This is a genomic window from Marinobacter sp. X15-166B (assembly GCF_001752365.1).
Classification (GTDB): domain Bacteria; phylum Pseudomonadota; class Gammaproteobacteria; order Pseudomonadales; family Oleiphilaceae; genus Marinobacter.
In genome coordinates, this window is record NZ_MEIY01000001.1 from 837,431 (window position 1) to 863,315 (window position 25,885).

The window sequence follows — 25,885 nt, forward strand, 5'->3', positions numbered from 1 at the left end:
TATGAACCATGTGAATTGCTGCGCCACAGCATTGCCAGCACCAGGCTTCCGTTAACCCAATATCCAAGGGACACCGCCCATGCTTACCACCATGACCGATCAGTACCGCGAATCCTTGCACTCTGCCAACCAGCTGTTCGCCTGCCAGGCGCACCTGCTGAACCAATTGCACAAACAGCACACTGCGCTCGTGGCTGACATGGTCGGCGAGAGCCTGACTTACGCCCAACAACTGGCCGCGCAAAGGGACTGGGCAGAGGCGCTGAATCTGCAGACCGCTTTGGTCAGCAGTCTGGCCATCAAAGTGGTTGCCGCCAGTGCCGAGGCCAGCCGTCTGTGGTCCGCTCCTCAGGTGACCGCCGGCGAAGCGGTGCAGCCCCAGCTTGCACTGAGCATCCCCGCCAGCGACACCCCCAAGGCGCCAGCCACCAAGCCAAAAGGCAGCGCAAAAACGCCTAAAACCACCAAGCGCGCGACCAGGAAATCCGCCCCCAAATCCGCCAAAAGTCCTGCCCAAGCGGCGGCAACCGCACCGCAAAGCGCCCCCAGCACCCCGAAAGCGCCAACCCGTTCCCCACAGAGCGCCCCAAGTGCGTCCCAAGCGATAACGCGCGCACCGAAGACCGGGGGCAGTGGTCCACAAGCCGCCGTCACTGCGCCCTCCCCGGTAGAAAACAAGGCACCAAACCCGGTGTCCGCGCCGAAGGCCGCCAAGCACACCGCACCTGCGGCCGCGCCCGCACCCAAACCTTCCCAGAAGGCACCGGAAGCCTCCGGACAGACCGCCGCAACCGCTCCGGCACCTGGCGCGCCTGAGCCGAAACCCGGTCACTGATCACAGGGCGCCGGCAGGGATCAATCGTGCAACCCGGGGCTGCGCTACCTGGCAGTGGCGGCCTCGGCAAACCGGCCGAGCGCACCCCGCACTTTACCCACCACCTCGTCACACCCCTGCACACCATGGCGGCGCACCAAATACTCCGGATCGTTATAGCTGAACCAGACCTTCCCGTCAGCGTCTTCCCAGATCAGTGCTTTCTGCGGCAGGTCTATCGCGATCTGTTGCTGACACTGCATCAGGGGTGTGCCTACCTTGGGGTTGCCAAACAACACCAGCTCGGTGGGGCGCAGGGTCAGACCCGCATCTTTCGCCCCCTGTGAATGCCTCACCCGGGCAAACACGGTCATGCCTTGCTCTTTCAGCTTGCCCTCCAGCCGGTCTGCGGTCGCGCTGACGCTGTATGGACTGGGGATGGACACCACGCCCTCCGAAGCTCCCGCCAAGGGCGCCAGACACATTAATCCGCTCATTGTCACCACGAACGTACGCATGGTTTTGTCCTTTTCTTTGCGGGGTTGATGAATACCTCAGGCGCCTGAGCTCCGCACCACAGTCTGGATTAATGTAGCAAAGCAAACTAAACCATAGAGAAGGCAGCCCAAACTGCACACTTCTTGACCATATTGCATTTCGGTCTGGCGTTTGACAACAACCACCGAGGATGACTCAGCAATGAATATTCGTATCGCGTTAGCCACCGCAACCTGGGTTCTGGTGGCCGCCCTGTCCAGCCCGCAGGCATTCGCCCAGGATAAATTCACGCTCCGTCTCGCGGAGACCTGGGGACCCAACTTTCCGATTTTTGGCGACACCACCAAAAGTCTGGCGACCATGGTCAACACCATGTCCGATGGCCGGCTCACCATCCGGATCGATTCGGCCAACAAGCACAAGGCGCCTTTCGGGGTGTTTGATATGGTCAAAGCCGGTCAGTACGACATGGGGCACTCGGCCTCTTATTACTGGAAGGGCAAGGTTCCGAACACCCTGTTTTTCACCAGCATGCCTTTTGGCATGACCGCTCAGGAACAGTACGCGTGGTTCTATTACGGCGGTGGCATGGAGCTCATGCAGGAGGTCTATCAACCCCACAATATGCTGTCGTTTCCCGGTGGCAACACCGGCATTCAGATGGGGGGCTGGTTCCGCGAGGAAATCAACTCACTGGAGGATCTGCAGGGTCTGAAAATGCGCATTCCGGGATTTGCCGGTGAGGTATTCGCCGGCGTGGGCGTCAACCCCACCAACATTCCCCCCGGCGAGTTGTATACCGCGCTCGAACGGGGCACCATCGATGCCGTCGAATGGGTAGGTCCGGCGCTGGATCTGCGTTTGGGCTTCCAGCAAATAGCCGATTACTATTACACCGGCTGGCACGAACCGGCCACGGAGTTGCAATTTTTGGTGAACCAAAAGGTCTGGGACAAGCTGCCGGCGGATTTACAGGAAATTCTGCGGGTCGCCATGCGCACCGCGGCATACGACATGCTGATGATGTCGATGCATGAAAACGCCAAAGCCTGGGCGTCGATCCAGCAGGAACACCCCAACATCAAGGTAAAAACCTTCCCGGACGATGTCATTGAGGCCATGGCGGAGGCGAACCGGAAACTGCTGGCCGAGGCGGCTGAACGGGACGACCTCGCCAAACGTATTGTTGACTCCCAGGCCCAATACCTCAAAGATGCCCGCACTTACACCAACATTGCTGACCGGGCCTACCTGGACACGATGGCGGAATTACAGTAAATACATTCTGGCTTATCAGACCGGAGCCGCTCCCCAAGCGGTTCCGGTCTTGTAGTTAACCCAACTTCAAAACGGCTGATACTGCCCCAGCCAAAGGATGCTCGATGTATTGGATCATCAAACTGGATAACGGCCTGGCCCGCTTGTCCACTTTTTGCGGCTGGTTCGCCTGCGCGGCCATGTTGTTGATGTTGTTCAATGTGTTCTATGACGTGGTGGCCCGTTACCTGTTCAATGACGTGTCCATTGCGATGCAGGAAATGGAGTGGCACCTCTACGCCACGGTATTTTTGCTGGGCATCCCCTACGCCCTGCGTACCGACGGTCACGTGCGTGTGGATGTCTTTTATGACCGCTGGACCAGCCCCACCAAGGCGTGGATCAATCTGGTGGGCGGGCTCTGTTTCGTGATCCCGTTTGCCTGGCTCATCGGTTATTACGGCTACGGTTTTACCCTGGAGTCCTACGCTCTGCAGGAGGGCAGCGGCGACCCTGGTGGGCTGCCCTACCGCTGGATCATCAAATCCCTGATCCCGATCTCGGCAGCGTTTATTGCCACCAGTGGCCTGGGCATGGCAACTTACGCCATCCGCGTACTCAGCGGTGAAAAAACCTACGACAGCGAAACCAGCAAAGGGGGTCTGGCATGATCGGAATCATTATGTTCGGCGCCGCCCTGCTGATGTTGATGTGGGGGTTTCCGGTGGCCTTTACCTTCGGGGGCGTCGCCCTGGTGTTTGGCCTGATCGCCGAAGGCCCTGACCTGTTTGCCTTCATGCCCTTTCGCATTATGAGCATCATGCAGAATACGGTAATGATGGCGGTGCCGCTGTTTATCTTCATGGGCGTGGTGCTGCAACGCACCAAGCTGGCCGAGCAGTTGCTGACCTCCATGGGGCGTTTGTTTGGCGGGCTGCCCGGCGGGCTGGCCATCTCCACCATTCTGGTGGGTGCCCTGCTGGCCGCCTCCACCGGTGTGGTCGGTGCCAGTGTGGTCGCCATGGGGCTGATTTCACTGCCGGTGATGCTGGCCCATCGGTACGACAAGCGGCTGGCCTGCGGCACCATCTGTGCCTCCGGGACCCTCGGGCAGATAGTCCCGCCCTCCATCATTCTCATCATACTCGGAGACGTGCTGGGGTTGCCGGTGGGCGACCTGTTCAAGGCAGCCGTCATGCCCGGCATCGTGCTGATTGCCCTCTATATCGTGTATATTCTGGTGCTCACCCGGCTGAAACCGGACATGGCGCCCGCCATGGAAGAAGAGTTGGACGTCAGCCGCAAACAACAGATAGCCTCGGCTCTGCTGGCGATCATTCCCCCCCTGGCACTGATTGTGATTGTGTTGGGGTCTATATTCACCGGCATTGCCACACCCACCGAATCCTCCGCGCTCGGCGGCATTGGCGCGCTGGTACTGGCGATTGCCTACCGCCAGTTCAGCTTCCAGATGATGTGGGACAGCGCCCGGGACACGGTCAAGGTCACCGCCATGGTGTTCGCCATTCTCATCGGTGCCACCGCCTTCTCGATGGTGTTCAGCTACAGTGGGGGCGACTACCTGCTGGAAGAATGGATGCTGCAACTGCCGGGTGAAAAGTGGGGCTTTTTGATTCTCGCCATGCTGGTGATTCTGATCCTCGGGTTCTTTATCGATTTTGTCGAGATCTCGTTCATCGTTGTGCCTATCCTGGCCCCGGTGGCGGAGGCTCTGGGCATCAACATGCTGTGGTTTGCCATCCTGATCGCGATGAATTTGCAGACCAGCTTTCTGACTCCGCCGTTTGGCTTCAGCCTGTTTTACCTGAAGGGGGTATCGCCGCCCAGCGTCGCCACCAGCGACATCTATCGCGGGGTGATGCCATTCATCCTGTTGCAGGTGGTGGTGGTGTTGATGCTCTTTATCTTCCCGTCCTGGTTCGGCATGAGCAGTTGAATCCGTCCCCCTCTGTGGGCCCGTCGCCCGGAGGGGGGCGTTTTTTTGTTCCCGCGCGCTCACCCGCAGGGCGTCACACAACGACGGCGACTCTCAGGTCGCCGTCGTTGTGTTTCCATCGGTTGCAGAGCGTCCGTTACTGCCCCAAAAAGCTCCGGTACATCCACACGGTTTTCTCTTGCTGCGAGATGTACTCGCTCATCAGGGCCACGGTGCCTTCATCGTTGGCGTCACCCGCCAATGTCAGCAACGCCCGTTGCTTGCCAATCAGTTTGGCAAAGCTGTCGGTGATGTTTTCCACCGCCGTGCGCCCCTCGGACACATCTTTCCGCTCGGGAATGTCCGATGCGTCAATGTAGCTGCTGTAGGCGTGCGCCGGGCGGTGTCCGAGGGTCAGCACACGCTCGGCGATCTCATCTATTTTGAGCAGTAAGTCGTTGTACAACTCTTCAAATTTATCGTGCAGTTCGAAAAAGTTCTCACCTTTGATGTTCCAGTGATAACCGCGCACGTTCATGTAGAACACCTGATAGTTCGACAATAACTCATTCAGTGCATCCGCCAGCTGTCGGGTTTTGGCAGTGTCCAGACCGATAAAATTGGTACTCATGAGGTGTGTCTCCTTGACGGTTTTACCAGTGTACAGGTTCGTCTTGTCTGTCTTGGAATCAGGCCCCCGGGCCGCAATCCAGACAGCGTTCGACCAGCTCGGGGCCGATATTCAGGTTATGGTTGAGAGCGCGCAACGCGGTGCGCACGCCTTCTTCGATCACCGGGTGATAGAACGGCATGTCCAGCATCTCGCTGACCGTCATACGCTGTTGCGCCGCCCAGGCCAGCAGGTGACCGATATGTTCCGCCGCGGGGCCAAACATTTCGGCGCCCAGAAACAAACCGCTGCCCTGCTCGCCGTAAACCCGCAGCAACCCTTTGTTTTTGCCGATGACCCGGCTGCGCCCCTGGTCTTCAAAGGACACTTCGCCGACCGCAAAACAGCCTCGGCAGCGTGCATCGACTTCCTCAAGACTCAGGCCGACCGTCGCCATCTGCGGGTCGGTAAACACCACCCCGAGGGGCGTGCGGCGCAGACCGGCGCGGACCTCCGGGTATTTGCCCGCATTGGTGCCGGCAATACGGCCCTCGTCCGCCGCTTCATGTAACAGCGGCAGTTCGTTGTTGGCGTCGCCGGCGATAAACACCGGGCGATCACCGCAGCGCATGGTGTACCGGTCGAATCGGGGCGCCCCCCGTTCATCCAGCGGCAGGTCTGCCTTGTGAAGGTCGAGGCTGTCCACGTTGGGGCGACGTCCGGTGGCCGCCAGCACATAATCGAAGGTTTCGCTCCGTTCTCCTTGTTCCCGATCCTCGAAGGTGATTTCCACCCCCTTCGCGGTCCGGCGGATCTGGTTGACCTTGGCGTCCGGGTCCAGCGGGAACTCTTCATTGAAGGCTTGCAGCGCGCAGTCACGAACGGCGGGGTCCCGGATCGGCCCCACGGCACCGCCCACGCCGAACATCCGCACCCTTACCCCCAGCCGACTCAATGCCTGCCCCAGTTCGAGGCCAATGGCCCCGGGGCCGAACACGGCCACGGACGCTGGCAGGTCATCCCACTCAAAAATGTCGTCATTGACTATCAGGCGGTCGCCGGCCCCCGTGAGGGCATCCGGAATGTGGGGGCGCGAGCCGGTGGCAATGACCACGCGTTCGGCTTGAATCTCCAGGCGCTCGTCCACCAGCAACCGCTGGCTGTCAAGAAAGCGCACCTGCCCCCGGACCCGGTGCGCGGCTGGAAAGTCTTCCACCGCGTCCAGCACAAAGCCGACGAACCGGTCCCGCTCGCGCCTGACCCGCGCCATCACCGCCCGGCCGTCGACGCTAACCTTCCCGGCGGTCACGCCGAACACCTCGGCCCGGTCCATGCCGTGGGCGGCATCGGCCGCGGCGATCAGCAACTTGCTGGGCATGCACCCCACCCGGGCGCAGGTGGTGCCGTAGGCGCCACCTTCAATGATCACCAGATTGTCGGTGTAGCGGCGGGCGGCCCGGTAAGCGCCCATCCCGGCCGTTCCGGCCCCGATTATTGCGACATCAACCGTTCTTTTGTCCATGCTTACCTCCCCGTGAAGGGCCGCTTGACCCCGTCCGTGACCGGTGGCCGGCGAATCACCGGCCGGCCAACAAGGCTTCCAGCTCGTCAGCACCGCCCACCCGCTGGCCATCGATAAAGACCTGAGGGGTGGTGCCCTGTCCGGTGACCGCCTGCAAGGTGCTGTAGGACAGCCCGCCGGCACCCAGTTTGATTTCCTCAAACCGATAACCCCGATCCTGCAACAGCGTTTTGGCCCGGGCACAATGGGGGCAGCCCGGTTTGGTGAACAGACTCACCCGCGCCGGCAGGGACACATCCGGCTTGATGTAGTGCAGCATGGTATCGGCGTCCGATACTTCGAACGGATCGCCTGGCTGGTCCGGCTCGATGAACATTTTTTCAATGGTGCCATTACTCACCAGCATGGAGTAGCGCCAGCTGCGGTCACCAAACCCCAGCTCCTGCTTGTTGACCAGCATGCCCATGGCCCGTGAAAATTCACCATTGCCATCGGGAATAAACTCGATGTTGTCTGCGTGCTGATCTTCCGCCCAGGACTGCATCACAAAGGGATCGTTCACCGACAGACAGATCACCCGGTCTACGCCCAGCTCTTTGAACACCGGCGCCAGCTCGTTGTAACGGGGCAGGTGGGTGCTCGAACAGGTGGGCGTGAACGCCCCCGGCAGCGCAAACAACACCACCGTTTGCTGTGCAAACAGTTCGTCAGTGGTTATCTTGCGCCACTCGTTGTCACGGCGAATGGGAAAGGTGACTTGGGGGACTTGCTTACCTTCTGAAGATGCCAGCATGTTTGATTCCTTCGGTTCATGGCTTGCGTTTCGATATGCAAACCATATCGAAACCTCACCTATAGTTAAATTTTACAATAACTATCCTTGCGATTATTTTTCCCTAAAAGTCGCCGGAGACCGTTTTTTCGCGCGACAATTGCGTCGGTGGGCTTTATCCTTACCGTTTTCAGTATAGAGCCCCGTCGATCATGCAAAGTTATTGGCCAGAGTTTTTAACCGTCGTCGTTGTTCATTTGCTGGCGGTGGCCAGCCCGGGGCCGGATTTTGCCGTCATGATCCGGCAGGCGCTCTATCAGAGCCGGCGCAATGCCTATCTGACGGCGACCGGCATCAGCGTCGGTTTGCTGGTACACATTGGTTATTCCCTGCTGGGCATCGGGCTGATCATCCAGCAATCGCTGTTGCTGTTCAGCATTCTCAAAACGGTGGGGGCGCTGTACCTGACCTGGATTGCGCTGCAATGCTTTCGGGCCAAACCCGGAGGTATCTACGTAGCAGCGCACGAGGGGCCGCAACAAACGCCGCTGGCCGCCTTCCGGCTCGGGTTCCTGACCAACGCCCTGAACCCGAAAGCCACGCTGTTTTTTGTCTCCCTGTTCTCCGTCATCATCAGTCCGGCCACGCCGATCCTGATACAGGCCGCCTATGGCCTCTACATGACGCTGGCGACCTGTCTGTGGTTTTTACTGGTGGCCAGTTTCTTCACCTTGCCTCAGATACGGCGTGGATTTAATCGCTTTGGTCACTGGCTCGACCGGATCATGGGCGGAGTACTGCTGCTTCTCGCGGGGCAGCTGCTGCTGTCCACGGTGGCGGGAGAATCTGACGGCAACCCCTGAGGTGCCCGCCGGTTGATGCGCAGTTTTCCGGATTTGGACCTGCAACCGGCGAAGAGTCGCACCCTGGCGCTGTTCCAGAAGGGTGCATGGGTCGATCCAGGGTACGCTACCGGCAGCAGCGACGGTGAACTCCGTCGCCCGGCAAGCCGGTTCTGCAGCTGATAGCCCCCCAGGGAAGGGGGTCGACGGCAGGCCCCATGTCAGGAGCGTCCCGCGGGGCCCGTCACAGGCTGCGCAGCAACGCCTCGGTCTGCGCCCAGCCAATGCAAGGGTCGGTGATGGAGCAGCCATAGAGCAAATCATCATGATCATCCTGACGCCCCGGTTCCAGGAAACTTTCCAGCATGAGCGCGCGAATGCTGGTGTTGCCCGCGTATTTCTGCGCCATGACTTCGCGGGCTATGTCGACCTGACGCTCGGCCTGTTTGCGCGCATTGTCGTGGCTGCAGTCGACCATGATCGCGGTCGACACGCCACGGGCGCTCAGCGCGGCTACGGCCTGGTCAATACTGGCGGCGTCGTAGTTGGTGAGTCCGCGCCCACCCCGCAGCACCAGATGGGTGTTGGCGTTGCCGGTGGTGGTGATCATCGCGGGACGGCCGTCGGCGCTGTGGCCCAGCCGGTGATGGCCATGGGCGGCAGATTTCATCGCATTGATGGCCACCTCAATGCCGCCATCGGTGCCGTTCTTGAACCCCGTCGGCATGGCCAGACCACTGACCATTTCCCGGTGAATCTGGGATTCCGTGGTTCGGGCGCCCACCGCGGTCCAGCTCACCAGATCCTGCAGGTAATCCATGGCCATCGGGCTCAACGCTTCGGTCGCCAGCGGCAACCCCAGACTGGCCAGATTCAGCAGCAGGCGCCGGGAGCGCACCAGCCCCTGATGCACATCGCCCTGGCCGCTGCGTTCCGGATCGTACAGCAACCCTTTCCAGCCAACGGTGGTACGGGGTTTTTCCAGATAGGCACGCATCACCAGCAAAAACCGGTCACTGACCTCTTCCGCCAGCGCCGCCAGCTTTTTCCCATACTCCAGCGCGGCGACCTCATCGTGTACCGAACACGGGCCGATCACAATCAGCGTACGCGGGTCCTGCCCGTCCAGGATGTTGCGTACGGCCTGGCGCTGCTGCTGAATTTGCAATTGCAGAGCGGCCGGCAACGGCAGTTGCTGGCGCAACTCGGCCGGGGTCGGCAGCATCACCATCCCGGCGTCCTGTCCCGTGTGTGCAGCACTGTTTGCGCCCTCCAGCGTGTCAACATTCAATGGCATGTTCATGGTCAGTGGTTCCATTTCCCTGTGTCAGAATCAAAAAAGCCCCGGCTGGGCTACCAGTCGGGGCTTCTTGATTCCGATGGCAGCCTGGATGTTGCTCCGGGCTGCCTTCCTCGTTGTTCGGTCGATAAAAGCTTATGGGCGGCCCGGGCTCTGGCTAAAGTAAAAGCCATAACCAAACCACCAAAAAAACACACCAGCGCCTGCAGCGATCGGGTTTGCGATTGCTGTTGTAACATTCAATTGACAGGGCGTGTGTGCAGTCTTCATGCTCACCAATATATCCCCCACGCTTCGTGGTTTGCAAGCGGTTCGCGGTTTATTTTATTCGGAGGGTCTGATGGCCAAGCGCTATGTCTGGCTTTTATTGCTGATCAGCATGGGTATTGGCGGACCGCTGGCCGCCGCCCCCGAAGCGCGCACCTATCAGCTCAACAAGCGTGCGGCCGGCGACCTGGCGGCCCAGCTTCGTCAGCTGTACCCCTCGACCGAGGCGTCCATCACCGCCCATCGGCAACAACTGGTGGTGCGTGCTGAACCGTCGGTGTTGGACGAAATGGGACGGCTGATCGAAACCATGGATGTAGCGCCCCTGCAGTTGCGCATCACGGTACGCACCAGCCATCAGGTGCAGGGCGCACGCCAGCAGGCAGGGGTTACCCTGAGAAACACCCAGCCAGGGGTACAGGTCCACCAAAAAACCATCGCCACCCAGCGCAATCATCAACAACAGCTGATCATGCAGGACGGCCAGCTGGCCCATATCAGCGCCGGACGGATACGCAGGCTGCCGGTGGTGGTTCAGGGGGGATTACACCCCGCAGCCTTGTATCATCTCGTGGACGTGCGCCGTGGCTTTGTGGTGCAACCCATGGTGATATCGCCGCGACAAGTCGAACTCAACATCCTGGCGTTCGACAACATTCCCGAACTCGACGCCCCGGGGCTGGAATCCGAAGCGCTGATGACCACCCGCCGGGTCAGCCCCGGAGAATGGGTGCCCATGGGCAGTGTGCAGACGGCGGACCACGCAAGCAGCTCGGGCCTGGTGTACCGCACCGGCGGCAACCACCGGGAAAACCGGTCGTTGCAGGTTCGGGTCGACCTGCTGTAAACGTGCCTCAGCCGGTGCGGCCCAACAGTACGTCCCGGGCTTCATTCACACGGGCCGCCAGATAGGTATTACCGCCCCGGTCGGGGTGGAGCTTCTGGATCAGACGGCGATGGGCGGCGACCACTTCGGCGTCCGAACAGCCGGCGTCAACCCCCAGTATTTCACAGGCTTCCGGCACGGGCATGCCCGCTGCGGTTTGCGCCGGGGACTGCTCCCGGTGCGCCCCCGCGTTGCCCTGCCCCAGCAACCGACTCAGGGTGGGCCAGTGGCGCAACAGCGCCGGAAGTTTGCGCAGCAGCGGCAGCAATGCTGCCACCCCGGCGGTCAACACGTGCACGCGGCCGGTCAGCACCATGATCAGCAGTGCGCCCCCCGCAATCGCAAGCCCCGTTTGCCACACGGTGCGTTTGCGCTGCTCGGCGGTCAGCGAGCCCCAGCGCTTGAGAACAACAAACACCAGAATCGTCAGCCCGATACCTAAAATCCAATGCATGAACCTGCCTTTTCGTAATGAGAGTTTCTTTCACCTGTACACGCCGCTGCTATATTGACATAACCGGCGGGCAAAAACGGCAACCGTTCAGCCGCAGCGGCCACTTTTCATCGGGATACCCGCGCCCGTCCTCGCGATTTGGCAGCGCTACCAGTGGCGCTCCCGGTTGTCGGCGTGTAGCATGCCACGCCGACGGGCAACACCCGGTGTGATGCCCCACGCTTCATTCAACCCGGCTCCAGGACCCCCGACTATGCGAACAGCCTCCCGTTTTTTACTGGTTTTTGTGTTTCTTGGCGTGGTGTTCGGGGGCATTTTCGGCTACAAATTTTATCAGTTTGGCCAGCTGAAAGCCCAATTCGCGCAACCGCAGCCCCCGGTCGTCGTGTCCGCCACCCGGGCGACCGCCGAACGCTGGCAACCGGCCAAAAAAGCCGTGGGCAGCGTGAAAGCCTTCAACGGCATTGAGGTGGCCAACGAAGTGCCCGGGGTGGTCGAATCGGTGCACTTCGAATCCGGCGATGTCGTGCGCCAGGGCGACGTGTTGTTGCGTCTGGACGCCGCTATTGACGAGGCCTCGCTGAGCACCCGCAAAGCAGAAGCCGTGCTCGCGCAGCAGGAATACCAGCGCATTGCCAACCTGCTGCCCAAACGGGCGGTGTCGCAATCCCAGTTCGATGAAGCCAAGGCCAATTTCGACGCCGCCCAGGCGCGGGTGAACGAATCCGAAGCCCAGCTGAGCAAAAAAATCATCCGCGCCCCCTTCGACGGCACCCTGGGGCTGCGCATGGTGGACCGGGGCCAGTACCTGCCGACTGGCACCGCCATTGTCGAAATCAACATGCTCGACCCCATTTATGTCGATTACACCCTGTCGGAGAAGGATCTGGGGCTGGTGCGCACCGGTTATGACGTGGTGGTGACCGTCGCTGCGCTGCCCGGACAGCCCTTTACCGGCAAGGTGAGTGCCATCAACACGTCGGTCAACCCCGAAACCCGTACCGTGCGCGTCCGGGCAACCCTGGCCAACCCGGACAAGGCCCTGAAACCCGGTATGTTTGCCACCGTGCTGACCCGCCAGCCAGAGCAGCGCGAGGTGGTGACCCTGCCGCAGACGGCCATTTCCTACAACACTTACGGCGACTACGTGTTCAGGATTGAAGAAGACGACCAGGGCGAGCTGGTGGTAAACCGCGCGGCGGTGACGACCGGGGAAGTCCGCGACGGCCGGGTCGCAGTGACCGAGGGCCTGCAGGTCGACGATCAGGTGGTCGCCAAGGGACTGTTGCGGCTGCGGGCCGGCCAGCGGGTCAGCATTCAGGCCCCGCCCGCGGCGGTGTCGGCTGTTGAAGAGGCGGTCCAGTGATGCGTTTCACCGACATTTTCATCCATCGCCCCGTGCTGGCCACCGTGGTCAGCCTGTTGATCCTGTTGCTCGGTGCCCGCGCCGCCATGGATATGGAAATCCGCCAATACCCGTTGGTGGAGAGCACCACCGTCACCGTGACCACCGCCTACCCCGGCGCCAGTTCGGAGCTGGTCAAGGGATTCATCACCACCCCCATTCAACAGGCCATCGCCGAAGCCAAAGGCATCGATTACCTGATTTCCACCAGCGCCCAGGGGATGTCCACCATTCAGGCCAAGATGGAGCTAAATTACGACGCCAATGCGGCGCTCTCGGAGATCCAGGCCAAAGTCGCCAGCCAGCGCAACGTCCTGCCTGCCAGTGCCCGGGACCCCGTGATCACCTCCACCACCGGTGATTCTACGGCGCTCATGTATATCGCCTTTTACAGCGCGGATCTGCAGGTGCCGCAGATTACCGATTACCTGACCCGGGTGGTGCAGCCCAAGCTGCAGGCCCTGGCCGGGGTGGGCAAAGCCGCCCTGCTTGGCCGCAAGTTTGCGTTGCGGGTGTGGCTCGATCCGGACCGTCTGGCGGCGGTGGATATGACTGCCCAGGAAGTGGTCAATGTATTGCTGCGCAACAACTATCAGGCCGCCGTGGGCAACACCGAGGGCAGGTACACCAAAATCAGCATGACCAGCGATACCGACGTGGGCGATCCGGACCAGTTCAAGCGTCTGGTGGTCAAAGAGCAAAACGGCGCACTGATTCGCCTGCAGGACATTGCCCGGGTCGAGCTGGGTGCTGAATCCTATGACCAGCTGGCGCTGTATAAGGGGCAACCGGCCACGTATGTGGCCATAGAACTGTCACCGGGAGCCAACCCGCTGACCGTGGCCCGGTTGGTGAAGGACGAACTGCCAGACATCGAGCGCCAGCTGCCTCAGGGGCTGAATGTGCGGCTGGCTTACGATGCCTCGGATTTCATTGACGATTCCATCAGCGAGGTCATCAAAACCCTGCTCGAAGCGCTGGCCATTGTGCTGGTGGTGGTGTTTCTGACCCTGGGCTCCCTGCGCGCCGCGATTGTCCCCTCCGTGGCGGTGCCGCTGTCCCTCATCGGGGGAGCGTTCTTCATGCTGCTGATGGGGTTTTCGCTGAATTTGCTGACCCTGCTGTCCATGGTGCTCGCCATCGGCCTGGTGGTGGACGATGCCATCATCATGGTGGAAAACGTCCACCGCCATATCGAGGCGGGTGAATCCCGCTTCGAGGCGGCCATCAACGGGGCGCGCGAAGTGGCCGTCCCCATCATCGCCATGACCACCACCCTGGTGGCGGTGTACGCCCCCATCGGGTTCATGGGTGGGCTGGTGGGCGCGCTGTTTACCGAGTTCGCCTTCACCCTGGCGGGAACCGTCATCATCTCCGGCATCGTCGCCCTGACCCTGTCCCCCATGCTGTCGGCCAAGGTGCTCAAACCCCATGGCAACCCGGGTAAATTCGAAGGCTGGGTCGAGCTCACGTTCACCCGCCTCGCCCGCGGCTACCAATACCTGTTGTCCAGCACCATGCAAACCATCTCCGTGGTGGTGTTTTTCGCCACCGTGGTGCTGCTGTCGATCTATTTTATGGTGATGATGAGCCAATCCGAACTGGCGCCCACCGAAGATCAGGGCATTCTGTTCTATCAGGGGCTGGGCCCACAAACCGCCACGCTGGACTACCTGCAGGAACATGGCGACGAGGTGCAGGCGCGCATGGCCACCGTGGACGGCTACCATGAAGACTTCATGATCATCGGCATCACCAGCCCCAATGCGGTGTTTGGTGGTTTCAAGATGGCGCCCTGGAGCGAGCGGGAGATCACCCTGTTTGACGTGCAGCCGATGCTGCAACGCGAACTGAGTCAGGTCACCGGGCTGCAGACAGCGGTGTTCCCTCCCCCGGCCCTGCCGGCCTCCGGCGGCGGCCTGCCGTTCCAGTTTGTGATCACCACCGGTGCCGATTACGACCAGCTGGATCAGGTCGCCAACGACATGATCGGCCGGGCCATGGCCAGCGGCAACTTCCTGTTCCTGCAGAAATCGATCAACTTTGACCGGCCGGTTACCCGCATCAGAGTGGATCGCGACCGGGTGGCCGATCTGGGCTTGTCGATGCAAGACATCGGGCAGACCATGGCGAGCATGCTGGGCGGCGGTTACATCAACTGGTTCAGCATGGAAGGCCGCTCCTATCAGGTGGTGCCGCAGGTCGAGCGGGACTTCCGCCTGACCGCCGCGGCTCTGGACGATTACCGCATCCGCACCGACACCGGTGCCCTGGTGCCCCTGAGCAGCGTCATCAGCTTCGAGCACCTGGTGGAGCCGTCTCAACGCACCCAGTTCAACCAGCAAAACTCCGTCACCCTGCAGGGTGTGGTGATGCCCGGCGTCGCCGCCGGTGATGCAATGGCGTACATGGAGCGCACCGCCGCCGAGGCCCTGCCACCCGGGTTCAGTTACGACTACACCGGCGCATCCCGCCAGCTGGCCTCCCAGGGCAATGTGTTGCTGGCAACCTTCTTCCTGTCCCTGCTGGTGATTTATCTGGTGCTGGCGGCGCAATTCGAAAGCTGGCGGGATCCGCTGATCATTCTGGTGTCCGTGCCCATGTCGGTTGCCGGTGCCATGGTGTTCATCGTGCTTGGTTTCGCCACCATGAACATCTACACCCAGGTGGGTCTGATCACCCTGATCGGGGTGGTGTCCAAAAACGGCATACTGATTGTCGAGTTCGCCAATCAACTGCAGCGAACCCGCGGGTTGAGCAAGCGCGACGCGGTCATCGAAGCGTCGGCGATCCGGTTGCGTCCTATCGTCATGACCTCCCTGGCGCTGATTTTCGCCATGGTGCCGTTGCTGATCGCCACAGGCCCCGGTGCCGAAAGCCGCTTTGCCATCGGGCTCACCATTACCGCCGGACTGGGCATAGGGACCCTGTTCACCCTGTTCGTGCTGCCCGCGTTCTACATTCTGCTGGCACGGCAACACCGCCCTGACTTGCACACGGGCACTGCCCCCGACGCACACGCCCATCCCGCCGCGCGCCCCGGCGTTTAAGTCGGGGCGCTCGGCGGGGCGGGGCTCGGTCCCGCTTCGCCCGGCGGGCTGGATGTTGGTGGCGGGCAGAATGGTGTAGGCTTGGGGTTCCAGCAGCAACCTTGGCGCTTTGTTACCGTGACTCTCGGCACCCTTTTCTGGCTCTTCGTTTCCGGCTTCGTGATCTGGTACTGGTGGCGGGCCAAAGCCATTCAGGACTTTGTCAGAACGGCCGCCAAAGCATACTGCAAGAAGATGGACGTCATGCTGCTGGACGATGCCGTGTACCTGCGGGGCATCTGGGTAAAACGCGACCCGCAGGGGCAATGGCGGGTGTGGCGGCGCTTTCTGTTCGATTTCACCTCCACCGGCGAGGAGCGCTACGTCGGCCAGGTCATCATGCTGGGGCAACGCATCGAGCACATGGAACTGCAACCCCACCGTTTCAGCGACCACCCGTAACTTATTACCCGGCTGCAACCTTACTGTCATACAACTGTCGCATGCTGGCGGCATGCTCCCAGACGACTCGTAAGGACACTCGATGCTATCCGTATTCCGTCGCGCCAGCCGTTTCTGGCTCTTCAGTCTTGTGCTGCCCGGGCTTGCTGGCGCCCATGACCTGACCATTCATGGCTCCAACACCGTCGGTGCCACGCTGGACCCCCCGGCTGGTGAGCGCTTTTCTGCAACACCGGGGCGGCCAGCCGGTCACCAGCCGGCCGCGGACGCACCGCAACGAACATCACTTATCCACCCGCATCGACGGTCAGCCGGTCTCGGTGTTGGTGGCCGCCCGCGGCTCCAGCACCGGATTTCACGCCCTCGCTGCAGAGGACGCGGATGTCTGGGCGTCCTCCCGGCCGGTCAACGCCCGCGAAATTGCCGCACTCGCCCACAGGGCAGACCTGTCCTCGCCGGTCAGCGAACACATACTCGCCATTGATGGCCTGGCCATTGTGGTGCACCCGTCCAATCCCGTAGCGCAGTTCAGCATGGACACCCTGGCGCGGATTTTTTCCGGGCAGATCAGCAACTGGGCCAGCCTGGGCGGACCGGACCGTGCCATCCGGCTGTACGCCCGGGACGAGCATTCCGGCACCTGGGACACCTTCCAAAGTCTGGTGCTGGGCGACCGCTACGCGCTGCATGAGCAGGCATTGCGATATTCAGCCAATGACCGGTTGTCCGACGACGTCAGCCGCGACCCTGCGGGCATTGGTTTTGTCGGACTGGCTTCGGTAGGCAACAGCAAACTGGCGGCAGTGTCTGACGGCATGGCTCCGGCGCTGATCCCCAACCAGCTCACCCTGGCCAGTGAAGACTACCCGCTGGCGCGGCGCCTGTATTTGTACACCTCCGGCCAGCACCCGGACAAACTGGTGACGGACTTCATCGAGTTCAGCCAGAGTGATGCCGGCCAGCGGCTGGTGGCCCAGTCCGGCTTTATTGCGCAGACCCCGGTCGCGTTCCCTGCGACTCACGATGACCGCGTGCCCCCGTCCTTTCAGTCACTGACCCGCAACTACCTGCGCCTGAGCGTGAACTTCCGCTTCGCCCGCGGCCGCACTCAACTCGACAACAAGGCAAAGCGCGATCTGCGGCGGGTGGTAAATTACCTTCAGCAACACAACAAGAGCAGCGCAGACCTGCTGCTGATTGGCTTTGCAGACCAGCAGAACGACGAGTTGCGGGCCCAGATGATCTCGGAACTCCGTGCCCTGTCGGTCAGCAAGGCGCTGCGTCAGGAGGGCGCCACCGCCGTGGCATACACCGGTTACGGCCACTACCTGCCGGTTGGCAGTGCCGGCGGGGTTAACGGTGCCAGCCGCAACGGCCGGGTTGAAGTCTGGGTGAAACCCTGAGCCTCGCCCCTCGGCAAATGCCTACCCCGCGGCCACCGCGGGTTTCCTATACTCGGGGGACACTGACCACTAGCTGCAGATGGACCCCATGAATATTCCCCACGATCACCACGTTGCAATCAACCTGAACGTTCGCGGCATCCAGCCTTCCGCCACCCTGCGCATCAACGAGCTCAGCAACCAGCTGCGCCGGGAAGGCCGGGACATCATCAAACTGGGTCTGGGGCAATCGCCGTTTCCAGTCCCGGAGAGCATAGTGGCCGCCATGCGGGAACACGCCCATGAGAAAGACTATCTGCCGGTCAAAGGGCTGCGCGCCCTGCGCGAATCCATCGCTGGCTACATCAATCGCAGCGAGCGCATGCGCTGCACCTGGGAAGACGTACTGATTGGCCCGGGGTCCAAAGAACTGTTGTTTATTCTGCAGCTGGCCTATTACGGGGACCTGCTGATTCCGCGTCCCAGCTGGGTGTCCTACGCCCCACAGGCGCGCATCATCGGCCGCTCCGTCCACTGGCTGCCAACCCACGCCAGAAACAACTGGCAGCTCACGGCGGAAGAACTGGACATCGTCTGTCGTGACGACGCCACCCGGCCGCGCATCCTGATTCTGAACTACCCGTCCAACCCAACCGGCTGCACCTACACCGACGAACAGCTGCTGGCCATCGCCAATGTGGCCCGCAAGTACAAACTGATCTTGTTGTCGGATGAAATATACGGCGAAATGCACTTCAAGGGGCAGCACAAATCGATTGCCCGCTATTACCCCGAAGGCACCATCATCAGCACCGGCCTGAGCAAGTGGGCCGGGGCCGGCGGCTGGCGGCTGGGTACCTTTATTTTCCCGTCGGAATTGCGCCCCTTGCAGGATGCCATGGCCATCATCGCCAGCGAGACCTACACCTCCACCAGTGCCCCGACGCAATATGCCGCCATTACCGCGTTTGATGGCGGAGCGGAGATCGATGCCTATTTAACCCATTCCCGCCGGATCCTGCAGGCCATTGGCGACTACCTGCACCTGCGTCTGACCTTTGCCGGGGCCACGGCCCAACAGCCCGAAGGTGCGTTCTATCTGTTTCCGGAGTTCTCCAAATTCCGCGACGCCCTGGCCAAACACGACATCAAAACCAGCGCCGCCCTGTGCACCGCGTTGCTGGAAGACACCGGCATTGCGGTGCTGCCCGCCAGTGATTTCGGCTTTATGCCCGATCATCTGGCGGCCCGACTGGCGTTCGTGGACTTTGATGGCGCGGGCGCTCTGGAGCTGGCTGCCAACGACTACGCCGACCAGCAACTGGATGAAGCGTTCGTCAAGCAAGCCTGCCCGCGCCTGGTGCTGGCCATGGACAAGCTGGAAACCTGGTTGGGCAACCTCTGAGCCGCAGCCCGGTGGCCCGCCTGGACAGCGCCACACTTGCAGAGCCGTTGGCGGGGTGGTTCCATAAGTGCTCCAGACCGCGCCTTTGTCAGAGCCGGTAACCGTACTTACAGGGAGAAGCACCTTGTCGATCTCAGACCTTGCCCGCTTTACCGAACAACTGGCCCGCGACGCCGGGGAGCTCATCCAGCGGGAGCGGGACAACAACACCCTGCGGACCGATTACAAACACCAGACCGAGCTGGTCACCCACGCCGACCTGATGGCCGATGAATTCATCACCAACGCCATACGAGCGCGGTACCCGCAGCATCGTATTTTATCAGAGGAGTCGATGCCGGATCTGACCCAGGCGGAAGAACTGGACACTCCACTGTGGGTGGTGGACCCCATTGACGGCACGGTGAACTACGCCTACGGCCACCCCCAGGTCGCGGTCTCCATTGCGTACGCGGAAAAGGGCCAGGTGCAGGCGGGCGTGGTGCATGCGCCCTTTGCCGGGGAGACCTTCCAGGCGGTGCGCGGCCAGGGTGCCACGCTCAACGGCACCCCCATCAGCCACAGCGGTGCCAGCGTGCCCCGGGAAGCGCTGTTCGCCACCGGCTTCCCCTACACCAAGGACCAACTGGAGCCGCTGGTGAATCGGCTAAACGCCATGATCCACCAGTGCCGCGACCTGCGCCGTATTGGCTCAGCGGCCCTGGATATCTGCTGGGTGGCCTGCGGCCGGCTGGACATCTACTATGAAACCGTCAGCCCCTGGGACTTCGCCGCCGCCCGGCTGATTGCCACCGAAGCGGGGGCTGAGGCGGGACATTTCAGCGAGCCCCCCGCCGGCTATCCGGTTGACCTCTGGGGGCAGGACATTCTGGTGACCACACCGCAGCTATTCTCTGCCATCCAGCAGATCCTGCGGCAGGCCAGCACCGGCTGATCAGCCGGGCTGGTCAGACCACAGGGTGGCCGTCAGCAACGCCCAGCTTTCATCAAAATCCTGCGCCGGCCGATGCTTGAACGTGGAGCGTACAAACCGCTGAATGCGCCCTTCCACAAACACCATCAGCCAGGCCGCAGCACGGGTCGAACTCGTCCCGACCCGCAACCCCTGACGGATTTCGCCCTCCTTGATGACCTGACGCAGCTGGGTTTCCAGACGTTCGAAAAACTGCGAGGCGCGCCGGCGCAGCACATCATCTTCGCCGGTTAGCGCCTCGCCGGTCAGCACCCGACACAGCCCGGGGTTACGGTCCGCGAACACCAGCATCAGCGAGGTCAGTTGGGACAGCCGCACCCGTGCATCCCCCTGTTCGTTCAGTATTTGCTGGCACCGGCTGAAGACCGCCTCTTCGGCGAAGTCGATCAAGCCTTCGAACATTTTGCGTTTGCTGGGAAAATGGCGGTACAACGCGGCCTCGGTCACACCGACGGCGCGCGCCAGATTGGCCGTGGTGATTTTGCTGCCGGGGTCCGTTTCCAGCAAGCCCGCCAGCGCCAGCAGGATAGCCTCCTGCCGACTGGGAACCTGAGTATTGTTTGTGCTCATAGCAGGGTCAGAAAATCAATCCATCCAGAGGTGAAGACGCATTGGCGTACATGCGCTTGGGCATGCGGCCTGCCAGGTAGGCATCACGGCCGGCCTGCACCGACAGGCGCATGGCGCGCGCCATGCGCAACGGGTCGCCGGCCTGGGCAATGGCGGTGTTCATCAGTACCCCGTCACATCCCAGCTCCATGGCGATCGCCGCATCCGAGGCGGTACCGACGCCGGCATCCACCAGGATAGGAACCTTGGCATTTTCAACGATCAGACGGATGTTGTAACGGTTCTGGATCCCCAGACCGGAGCCAATGGGGGCCCCCAACGGCATCACCGCCACACAACCCATTTCTTCCAGGCGCATGGCCAGCAACGGATCATCGGAGCAATACACCATGACGTCAAAACCGTCGTTGATCAGCGCCTCGGCGGCGATCATGGTTTCCGGCATATTGGGGTACAGGGTCTTGTGATCGCTCAGCACTTCCAGCTTCACCAGATTACGACCGTCCAGCAGCTCGCGGGCCAGCCGGCAGGTGCGCACCGAGTCTTTGGCGGTGTAACAGCCGGCGGTATTGGGCAGTATGGTGTAGCGTTCCGGCGATATGACGTCCAGCAGATTGGGCTCGTCGGGGTTTTGCCCGAGATTGGTGCGCCGCACGGCCACGGTGACAATTTCGGCCCCACTGGCTTCAATCGCTTCGGCCGTCTGTTGCAGGTCACGGTACTGTCCGGTGCCCACCAGCAACCGTGAGTTAAATGTACGGCCCGCAAATTCCAGGGGCGTGTCTGCAGTAATCCGGGGTGTGCCTTGCTCGGTCATTGGGTACCTGAATGTAAATGTGTAAATGGATGGGTGTCGTAAACCTGCGGATGCACAGGTTCGCTGGCGAACTTAACCACCACCAATGGCATGAACCACTTCGATGCGGTCGCCGGCCTCGAGCCGGGTCTCCCCATGCCGGCTGCGGGGAATAATATCCTCATTGATTTCCACGGCCAGGCGTTGGCCCGCGAGCTGCAGTGAGGCCAGCAACTCGGTCAGACGGGTGTGACGCGCAAGCGTCATGGTCTCTCCGTTAACAACAACCTGCATGGTTTCTTCGATTGCATCTGTGTGTGACACAATGACCTCCAATCCACTTTATTGACTGTTTACGGGCCCTTTGTACAGCCCGGCGGCGATCAGCAACCCCCACCCCAGCATCAGACAGAGTCCTCCCAGCGGCGTGACCGGGGCCAACACCAAGAGTTTGGCAAGCACCAGCAGATACAGGCTGCCGCTGAACAACAGGATCCCGAGGACGAAACACCCCGCTGCCAGGGACAGCAGGCGCCGTGAGCACCCCAGACCGGCCAGCACCGCCACCAATATCAATGCCAGGGCGTGGTACATCTGATAAGTGACCGCCGTCTGGAACACCTCCAGCCCGCGGGGATCAAGCACGCCCCTGAGCCGGTGCGCGCCAAACGCGCCCGCCATCACCGCCAACAGGGCCGCCGTGGCCCCCAGCGCCAGAGGCAGGCGCAGGACAGGCGACGGGTTAACAGTCACAATGAATTCTCTCACCGGTATCCAGATTCATCATCGTCAGGGCCCCGCCCCAGACACAGCCTGTGTCCAGCCCGATAAAGCGCTCGCTGCCGGTACTCCCCTCCAGCGCCGCCCAGTGTCCGAATATCACCTGCACGTCGTCTCCGCGGGGGAAACAGAACCAGGGGGCAAATCCTTCCGGGGCGTCGCTGGCCGACGCTTTCGCGGTTAACTCCAATTCCCCGTCCCGGGCAATAAAGCGCATACGGGTGAAGTAGTTAGTAATCGCACGCCACCGCATCATACCCTGTAACCCGTCGTGCCAACAGGCCGGTTCATTACCGTACATGCCGGCAAAGTACTCCGCGGCGTCGGGGCCGCGTATGACCGCTTCCAGCTCCCGGCTGAGTTCCCGGGCACGGGCAACACTCCAGATGTGGGGCAGCCCGGCGTGGGCCATGAAGACATTGCGCCGGGCGTCGTACACGCTGATGTTCTGGTGTTGCAGCCAGGCAATCAAGTGGGCGCAATCCGGGGCCTCAAGGATATCGCTCAAGGTATCCTTCTTCTTCACCCGATGACCACCCAGCGCTACCGCCAGCAGATGCAGATCGTGGTTGCCCAGCACCGTGGTGACCGAGCCCTGCAGACTGGCAAGATAGCGCAGGGTCGCCAGCGACGCCGGACCGCGGTTGATCAGATCGCCCGCCACCCACAGGGAGTCCCGGGACGGTGAAAACCCCGCTTGCGCCAATACCGCCTGCAATCGGTCAAAACAGCCCTGTATGTCCCCTATGGCGTAATCAGCCATAATCAGCCCTCACCACCCGCCACCGGAACGCCGGACCCCGCCGCACCCTCCGCGACCAGATGGTCGGCTATCGCCACATATTGGGCCAGGGTCAGTTTTTCCGGACGCAAATTGTCGTCGATGCCCAGATGTTGCAGCTGGGCCACGGACACCAGCCCGCCCAGTGCCTTACGCAAGGTCTTGCGGCGGGCATTGAACGCGGTGCGCACCACCGTTTGCAGGGTTATCAGGTCCTTCGCCGGGTGTGGCAACACCTTGTGGGGCAGCAGGCGGACGATGGCCGAATCCACTTTCGGCGCCGGCCGGAAGGCCCCGGGCCCGACTTCAAACAACGGCTGCACCTTGCAGAAATACTGGGTCATGATGCCCAGCCGGCCGTAGTGGTTATCACCACTGACGGCCGCCAGCCGTTGCACCACTTCTTTTTGCAGCATGAAGTGCATGTCCTGCACCACCCCCGCCTGACTCAGCAGGTGGAAAATCAGTGGTGTGGAGATGTTATAGGGCAGATTACCGACGATCCGCAACGGCCGCCCGTCGGTCACCAGTTGACGGAAATCGAACTGGAGGGCGTCGGCCTCATGGATGGTAAGACCGGGGTAGTTGAAAAACTTGGTGCGCAGTACCGGGATCAGGTCGCGGTCGAGTTCCACGACACTCAGATTCGGTGTGGCCGCCAACAATTCTTCTGTTAACGCTCCCAGGCCGGGGCCAATTTCCACCATGGCGTCATCGGGTTGCGGGTTGATCGAGCGGACAATACGCTCGATGACCCCGGGGTCGTGCAAAAAATTCTGGCCAAAACGTTTGCGGGCCTGATGTCCGGGTTTACGGCTCATGGGGTGTCTCCGGACTGATGAATTCGGCGACTGCGCGCCATTTGTGCGCCAACGGTGATGGCGGTGTGCAGACTGCCGGCATCGGCCTTGCCGGTACCGGCCAGATCGAGCGCGGTGCCGTGGTCCACGGAGGTTCGGACAATCGGCAGTCCCAGAGTAACATTAACGGCCCGGCCAAACCCCTGGTATTTCAGCACCGGCAGCCCCTGATCGTGGTACATCGCCAGGACCGCATCGGCTCCGTCCAGCCACTGGGGTGTGAATAAGGTATCCGCCGGCAGCGGACCGATCAGATCCATGCCTTCGCCGCGCAAGGTGGCCAGGGTCGGTTCAATGACCTCAATTTCTTCCCGTCCCAGATGCCCCCCTTCGCCGGCGTGAGGGTTCAGCCCCGCCACCAGAATGCGCGGGTTGCTGCAGCCAAAGAAAGTGTGCAGGTCCTGGCGGAGAATCCGGGCCACCTGGGTCAACCGCTCCGGGGTGATCGCCGCAGCCACGTCTTTCAGCGGCAGGTGCGTGGTCACCAGCGCGACGCGCAAGACGTCGGTGGCAAGCATCATCACCACCCGTTCGACGCCACACAGTTGCTGCAAAAAACTCGGTGTGGCCGCTGAAGGCGATGCCGGCGTCGTTGATGACGCCCTTGTGGACGGGAGCAGTCACCATGCCATCAAAGCGTCCCTCCAGACAGCCGTTGGCGGCCGCGCTCAGGGTGTCTACCACGTAGCGGCTGTTGGCCGGGTCAAGGGTGCCCGCCACCGCGTGCTCAGCGCCGCTCACCTCGCACACCGACAGTTGTCCGGCAGCCGTGACCGGCGTGTCGCCCGGCTGCCAGGGCAGCAACTCGACCTGCACCCCGAGGGTGCGCGCCCGCGCCGCCAGCAGCGCCTTACTGGCAACCACCACCAGGTGTTCGGTGCGGGGTTGCCGCGCCAGCTGCAGACACAGATCAGGGCCGATGCCTGCCGGCTCACCGGCGGTCAGGGCCAATACAACGGGATCAGGCACCGGCAACCTCGTCCGTCTTGATTTCAACAAAGGCTTCATCGCGGATTTCCCGCAACCAGTTTTGCAGCTCGACCTCAAACTTGCGGCTGTATATCGCCTGCCGGGCTTCGGACGCCTGCAGCTCGCTGCTGATGTCTTTGTGACGGCGTTCCTGCACCTGCAGAATGTGCCAGCCAAACTGGGAGCGGAACGGGCCCGCCAGTTCACCAAGGTCGGCCGCCAGCATGGCGCGCTCAAACTCCGGCACCATCTCGCCGCGGCCGACCCAACCCAGATTGCCACCGTCCGACCCGGAGACCGCGTCGTCGGACGCGGTTTTCGCCAGTTCAGCAAAATCAGCGCCGTCCTGGAGTGACCGATAGATCTGCCGGATGCGGGCCTCGGCCTGGGCCTCACTCACCGCCGCGGTGGGCCGGATCAGGATGTGCCTGACCCTGGACTGTTCGACCAGCTGTTCACCCTTGCCGCGTTTATCCAGTACGGTCACCAGATGGAAGCCACTGCCACTTTGGAGAATCCCGGAAGTTTCTCCCACCGCCAGCCCCGGCACCACATCGGCCAGCAGTACTGGCAACTGACCCTCCGGACGCCAGCCCAGCACGCCCCCCTCCAGGGCGTTGCTGGCATCGGACTCGGCCACCGCTGCTGAGCGGAAATCACGACCGGCACGAATCTCCTCCAGCAAACGCTCGACCCTGGCCCGCGCCTGAGCCACCTGCGCCTGATCGTTAAAGTTACCGACCCCGATCAGGATATGCGCCAGCTCATACTCGGCACCGTCCGCGCCCTGGCTGTGTTGCGCCTCCAGATAATTTTCCACCTCACGCTCGGTAACCCGGATGCGACTGCCCACGCGCCGCTGCTGGGCCCGGCTGATCAGCATTTCCTGGCGAATCTGTTCACGGGCTTCCCGATAGGTAAGCCCTTCCTGCAGCAGTTGCTGTTCGAACTGTTCCAGGGTCATGTTATTGCGACTGACGATCGCCTGCATGGTGTCGTTGAGCTCATTGTCATTGACCCGGATGCCCATCTTCTCGGCGGCTTGCAGCTGGATCGAGTCGGTAATCAGCTGTTCCAGCACCCGTTCCTGGAGGACAGTTCGGGGTGGCAGACTGGTTCCCTGAGCGCTCAGACGCGCCACAATGGTGCGGACCCGCGCCTCCAGTTCGGTTTGCAGGATGACCCCGTCATCGACAATCGCCACCACTCGATCCAGGGGCTGTCGCGCGGCGCTGGCAAGGGACGTTGCGATCAGCGTCAACGTGAACAGGATCAGGGTTACGCACTGGCGCAGATTGGACTTCATATTCACCTC

At 61.7% G+C, this 25,885-nt stretch carries 25 protein-coding genes and 1 pseudogene; 12 read left to right on the forward strand and 14 right to left on the reverse strand.

Annotation, left to right across the window (positions count from 1 at the left end):
• The first annotated feature begins 79 nt into the window (after nucleotides 1–79).
• Complete coding sequence (locus BG841_RS03975) at nucleotides 80–835, forward strand: phasin family protein (RefSeq protein ID WP_070056470.1); 756 nt, start codon at nucleotides 80–82, stop codon at nucleotides 833–835.
• A 44-nt stretch (nucleotides 836–879) separates the two neighbouring features.
• Here the strand turns inward: BG841_RS03975 and BG841_RS03980 are convergent, their stop codons facing one another.
• Nucleotides 880–1,332: a DUF302 domain-containing protein gene (locus BG841_RS03980; RefSeq protein ID WP_070056471.1), complete on the reverse strand. Its 453-nt coding sequence runs from the start codon at nucleotides 1,330–1,332 to the stop codon at nucleotides 880–882.
• A 181-nt stretch (nucleotides 1,333–1,513) separates the two neighbouring features.
• Here BG841_RS03980 and BG841_RS03985 point away from each other — a divergent pair, with 181 nt between their 5' ends.
• The 3 genes from BG841_RS03985 (at nucleotide 1,514) to BG841_RS03995 (ending at nucleotide 4,526) form a co-directional block, all read left to right on the forward strand.
• The gene (locus BG841_RS03985) at nucleotides 1,514–2,590 is read left to right on the forward strand and encodes a TRAP transporter substrate-binding protein (RefSeq protein ID WP_070056472.1); all 1,077 of its coding nucleotides are present in this window, start codon (nucleotides 1,514–1,516) and stop codon (nucleotides 2,588–2,590) included.
• Nucleotides 2,591–2,694: 104 nt separating this feature from the next.
• Nucleotides 2,695–3,240 carry a TRAP transporter small permease subunit gene (locus BG841_RS03990; protein ID WP_070056473.1) on the forward strand — a complete coding sequence of 182 codons (546 nt, stop codon included), beginning with the start codon at nucleotides 2,695–2,697 and terminating at the stop codon, nucleotides 3,238–3,240.
• Nucleotides 3,237–4,526: a TRAP transporter large permease gene (locus BG841_RS03995; protein WP_070056474.1), complete on the forward strand. Its 1,290-nt coding sequence runs from the start codon at nucleotides 3,237–3,239 to the stop codon at nucleotides 4,524–4,526. Before BG841_RS03990 ends, BG841_RS03995 begins: the two co-directional genes overlap by 4 nt.
• Before the next feature lie 136 nt (nucleotides 4,527–4,662).
• Here the strand turns inward: BG841_RS03995 and BG841_RS04000 are convergent, their stop codons facing one another.
• Genes BG841_RS04000 through BG841_RS04010 form a run of 3 tightly spaced genes read right to left on the reverse strand, consistent with a single transcriptional unit; the run spans nucleotide 4,663 to nucleotide 7,430 of the window.
• Nucleotides 4,663–5,136: a Dps family protein gene (locus tag BG841_RS04000; protein ID WP_070056475.1), complete on the reverse strand. Its 474-nt coding sequence runs from the start codon at nucleotides 5,134–5,136 to the stop codon at nucleotides 4,663–4,665.
• A gap of 58 nt (nucleotides 5,137–5,194) precedes the next feature.
• Nucleotides 5,195–6,637 carry a dihydrolipoyl dehydrogenase gene (locus BG841_RS04005; RefSeq protein WP_070056476.1) on the reverse strand — a complete coding sequence of 481 codons (1,443 nt, stop codon included), beginning with the start codon at nucleotides 6,635–6,637 and terminating at the stop codon, nucleotides 5,195–5,197.
• Between the two features lie 55 nt (nucleotides 6,638–6,692).
• Nucleotides 6,693–7,430 carry a glutathione peroxidase gene (locus BG841_RS04010; protein WP_070056477.1) on the reverse strand — a complete coding sequence of 246 codons (738 nt, stop codon included), beginning with the start codon at nucleotides 7,428–7,430 and terminating at the stop codon, nucleotides 6,693–6,695.
• A 191-nt stretch (nucleotides 7,431–7,621) separates the two neighbouring features.
• Between BG841_RS04010 and BG841_RS04015 the strand changes: the two genes are divergently transcribed.
• On the forward strand, nucleotides 7,622–8,272 hold the full coding sequence (locus tag BG841_RS04015) for a LysE family transporter (protein ID WP_070056478.1): 651 nt from the start codon (nucleotides 7,622–7,624) through the stop codon (nucleotides 8,270–8,272).
• Between the two features lie 223 nt (nucleotides 8,273–8,495).
• Here the strand turns inward: BG841_RS04015 and BG841_RS04020 are convergent, their stop codons facing one another.
• The gene (locus BG841_RS04020; protein ID WP_070058673.1) at nucleotides 8,496–9,554 is read right to left on the reverse strand and encodes a 3-deoxy-7-phosphoheptulonate synthase; all 1,059 of its coding nucleotides are present in this window, start codon (nucleotides 9,552–9,554) and stop codon (nucleotides 8,496–8,498) included.
• A 337-nt stretch (nucleotides 9,555–9,891) separates the two neighbouring features.
• Here BG841_RS04020 and BG841_RS04025 point away from each other — a divergent pair, with 337 nt between their 5' ends.
• Nucleotides 9,892–10,665, forward strand: a complete 774-nt coding sequence (locus BG841_RS04025) for a secretin N-terminal domain-containing protein (protein WP_070056479.1) — start codon at nucleotides 9,892–9,894, stop codon at nucleotides 10,663–10,665.
• A 7-nt stretch (nucleotides 10,666–10,672) separates the two neighbouring features.
• Here BG841_RS04025 and BG841_RS04030 read toward each other — a convergent pair whose 3' ends face one another.
• Entirely contained in the window at nucleotides 10,673–11,158 is a 486-nt protein-coding gene (locus BG841_RS04030) for a molecular chaperone DnaJ (protein ID WP_070056480.1), read from the reverse strand.
• A gap of 253 nt (nucleotides 11,159–11,411) precedes the next feature.
• On the opposite strand from BG841_RS04030, the gene BG841_RS04035 reads away from it, so the two are divergent.
• The 6 genes from BG841_RS04035 to BG841_RS04060 all read left to right on the forward strand — a co-directional run bounded on the left by BG841_RS04035 (nucleotide 11,412) and on the right by BG841_RS04060 (nucleotide 19,775).
• Nucleotides 11,412–12,524: an efflux RND transporter periplasmic adaptor subunit gene (locus BG841_RS04035; protein ID WP_070056481.1), complete on the forward strand. Its 1,113-nt coding sequence runs from the start codon at nucleotides 11,412–11,414 to the stop codon at nucleotides 12,522–12,524.
• A complete protein-coding gene (locus tag BG841_RS04040) occupies nucleotides 12,524–15,613 on the forward strand; it encodes an efflux RND transporter permease subunit (RefSeq protein WP_070056482.1) in 3,090 nt (1,029 codons plus the stop codon). The genes BG841_RS04035 and BG841_RS04040 overlap by 1 nt, the downstream gene beginning before the upstream one ends.
• 117 nt (nucleotides 15,614–15,730) lie before the next feature.
• A complete protein-coding gene (locus BG841_RS04045) occupies nucleotides 15,731–16,054 on the forward strand; it encodes a DUF3301 domain-containing protein (RefSeq protein WP_070058674.1) in 324 nt (107 codons plus the stop codon).
• A 170-nt stretch (nucleotides 16,055–16,224) separates the two neighbouring features.
• Entirely contained in the window at nucleotides 16,225–17,457 is a 1,233-nt protein-coding gene (locus tag BG841_RS04050) for a substrate-binding domain-containing protein (protein ID WP_228141591.1), read from the forward strand.
• A gap of 88 nt (nucleotides 17,458–17,545) precedes the next feature.
• Entirely contained in the window at nucleotides 17,546–18,841 is a 1,296-nt protein-coding gene (locus BG841_RS04055; protein WP_070058675.1) for a pyridoxal phosphate-dependent aminotransferase, read from the forward strand.
• Nucleotides 18,842–18,965: 124 nt separating this feature from the next.
• Nucleotides 18,966–19,775 carry an inositol monophosphatase family protein gene (locus tag BG841_RS04060; RefSeq protein WP_228141592.1) on the forward strand — a complete coding sequence of 270 codons (810 nt, stop codon included), beginning with the start codon at nucleotides 18,966–18,968 and terminating at the stop codon, nucleotides 19,773–19,775.
• Here the strand turns inward: BG841_RS04060 and slmA are convergent, their stop codons facing one another.
• From slmA to BG841_RS04100, 8 genes and pseudogenes are all read right to left on the reverse strand, one after another.
• Entirely contained in the window at nucleotides 19,776–20,384 is a 609-nt protein-coding gene (gene slmA, locus BG841_RS04065; protein WP_070056484.1) for a nucleoid occlusion factor SlmA, read from the reverse strand.
• 7 nt (nucleotides 20,385–20,391) lie between these two features.
• On the reverse strand, nucleotides 20,392–21,201 hold the full coding sequence (locus BG841_RS04070) for a thiazole synthase (RefSeq protein WP_070056485.1): 810 nt from the start codon (nucleotides 21,199–21,201) through the stop codon (nucleotides 20,392–20,394).
• Nucleotides 21,202–21,273: 72 nt separating this feature from the next.
• A complete protein-coding gene (thiS, locus tag BG841_RS04075) occupies nucleotides 21,274–21,474 on the reverse strand; it encodes a sulfur carrier protein ThiS (protein WP_070058676.1) in 201 nt (66 codons plus the stop codon).
• 48 nt (nucleotides 21,475–21,522) lie between these two features.
• The gene (locus BG841_RS04080; RefSeq protein WP_083260306.1) at nucleotides 21,523–21,861 is read right to left on the reverse strand and encodes a DUF423 domain-containing protein; all 339 of its coding nucleotides are present in this window, start codon (nucleotides 21,859–21,861) and stop codon (nucleotides 21,523–21,525) included.
• Between the two features lie 61 nt (nucleotides 21,862–21,922).
• Complete coding sequence (locus tag BG841_RS04085) at nucleotides 21,923–22,723, reverse strand: symmetrical bis(5'-nucleosyl)-tetraphosphatase (protein ID WP_070056486.1); 801 nt, start codon at nucleotides 22,721–22,723, stop codon at nucleotides 21,923–21,925.
• Between the two features lie 2 nt (nucleotides 22,724–22,725).
• Nucleotides 22,726–23,562 carry a 16S rRNA (adenine(1518)-N(6)/adenine(1519)-N(6))-dimethyltransferase RsmA gene (gene rsmA, locus BG841_RS04090; RefSeq protein WP_070056487.1) on the reverse strand — a complete coding sequence of 279 codons (837 nt, stop codon included), beginning with the start codon at nucleotides 23,560–23,562 and terminating at the stop codon, nucleotides 22,726–22,728.
• Nucleotides 23,559–24,570 (reverse strand): annotated as a pseudogene (gene pdxA, locus BG841_RS04095) (4-hydroxythreonine-4-phosphate dehydrogenase PdxA). Before pdxA ends, rsmA begins: the two are co-directional and overlap by 4 nt.
• On the reverse strand, nucleotides 24,563–25,876 hold the full coding sequence (locus tag BG841_RS04100; protein WP_070056488.1) for a peptidylprolyl isomerase: 1,314 nt from the start codon (nucleotides 25,874–25,876) through the stop codon (nucleotides 24,563–24,565). The pseudogene pdxA and the gene BG841_RS04100 overlap by 8 nt, the downstream one beginning before the upstream one ends.
• Between the last annotated feature and the right edge of the window lie 9 nt (nucleotides 25,877–25,885).

Coding starts and splice junctions, on each gene's coding strand:
- BG841_RS03975 (WP_070056470.1), top strand. CDS start 80: ATGCTTACCACCATGACCGATCAGTACCGCGAATCCTTGCACTCTGCC.
- BG841_RS03980 (WP_070056471.1), bottom strand. CDS start 1,332: ATGCGTACGTTCGTGGTGACAATGAGCGGATTAATGTGTCTGGCGCCC.
- BG841_RS03985 (WP_070056472.1), top strand. CDS start 1,514: ATGAATATTCGTATCGCGTTAGCCACCGCAACCTGGGTTCTGGTGGCC.
- BG841_RS03990 (WP_070056473.1), top strand. CDS start 2,695: ATGTATTGGATCATCAAACTGGATAACGGCCTGGCCCGCTTGTCCACT.
- BG841_RS03995 (WP_070056474.1), top strand. CDS start 3,237: ATGATCGGAATCATTATGTTCGGCGCCGCCCTGCTGATGTTGATGTGG.
- BG841_RS04000 (WP_070056475.1), bottom strand. CDS start 5,136: ATGAGTACCAATTTTATCGGTCTGGACACTGCCAAAACCCGACAGCTG.
- BG841_RS04005 (WP_070056476.1), bottom strand. CDS start 6,637: ATGGACAAAAGAACGGTTGATGTCGCAATAATCGGGGCCGGAACGGCC.
- BG841_RS04010 (WP_070056477.1), bottom strand. CDS start 7,430: ATGCTGGCATCTTCAGAAGGTAAGCAAGTCCCCCAAGTCACCTTTCCC.
- BG841_RS04015 (WP_070056478.1), top strand. CDS start 7,622: ATGCAAAGTTATTGGCCAGAGTTTTTAACCGTCGTCGTTGTTCATTTG.
- BG841_RS04020 (WP_070058673.1), bottom strand. CDS start 9,554: ATGAACATGCCATTGAATGTTGACACGCTGGAGGGCGCAAACAGTGCT.
- BG841_RS04025 (WP_070056479.1), top strand. CDS start 9,892: ATGGCCAAGCGCTATGTCTGGCTTTTATTGCTGATCAGCATGGGTATT.
- BG841_RS04030 (WP_070056480.1), bottom strand. CDS start 11,158: ATGCATTGGATTTTAGGTATCGGGCTGACGATTCTGGTGTTTGTTGTT.
- BG841_RS04035 (WP_070056481.1), top strand. CDS start 11,412: ATGCGAACAGCCTCCCGTTTTTTACTGGTTTTTGTGTTTCTTGGCGTG.
- BG841_RS04040 (WP_070056482.1), top strand. CDS start 12,524: ATGCGTTTCACCGACATTTTCATCCATCGCCCCGTGCTGGCCACCGTG.
- BG841_RS04050 (WP_228141591.1), top strand. CDS start 16,225: ATGGCTCCAACACCGTCGGTGCCACGCTGGACCCCCCGGCTGGTGAGC.
- BG841_RS04055 (WP_070058675.1), top strand. CDS start 17,546: ATGAATATTCCCCACGATCACCACGTTGCAATCAACCTGAACGTTCGC.
- slmA (WP_070056484.1), bottom strand. CDS start 20,384: ATGAGCACAAACAATACTCAGGTTCCCAGTCGGCAGGAGGCTATCCTG.
- BG841_RS04070 (WP_070056485.1), bottom strand. CDS start 21,201: ATGACCGAGCAAGGCACACCCCGGATTACTGCAGACACGCCCCTGGAA.
- thiS (WP_070058676.1), bottom strand. CDS start 21,474: ATGCAGGTTGTTGTTAACGGAGAGACCATGACGCTTGCGCGTCACACC.
- BG841_RS04080 (WP_083260306.1), bottom strand. CDS start 21,861: ATGGCGGGCGCGTTTGGCGCGCACCGGCTCAGGGGCGTGCTTGATCCC.
- BG841_RS04085 (WP_070056486.1), bottom strand. CDS start 22,723: ATGGCTGATTACGCCATAGGGGACATACAGGGCTGTTTTGACCGATTG.
- rsmA (WP_070056487.1), bottom strand. CDS start 23,562: ATGAGCCGTAAACCCGGACATCAGGCCCGCAAACGTTTTGGCCAGAAT.
- BG841_RS04100 (WP_070056488.1), bottom strand. CDS start 25,876: ATGAAGTCCAATCTGCGCCAGTGCGTAACCCTGATCCTGTTCACGTTG.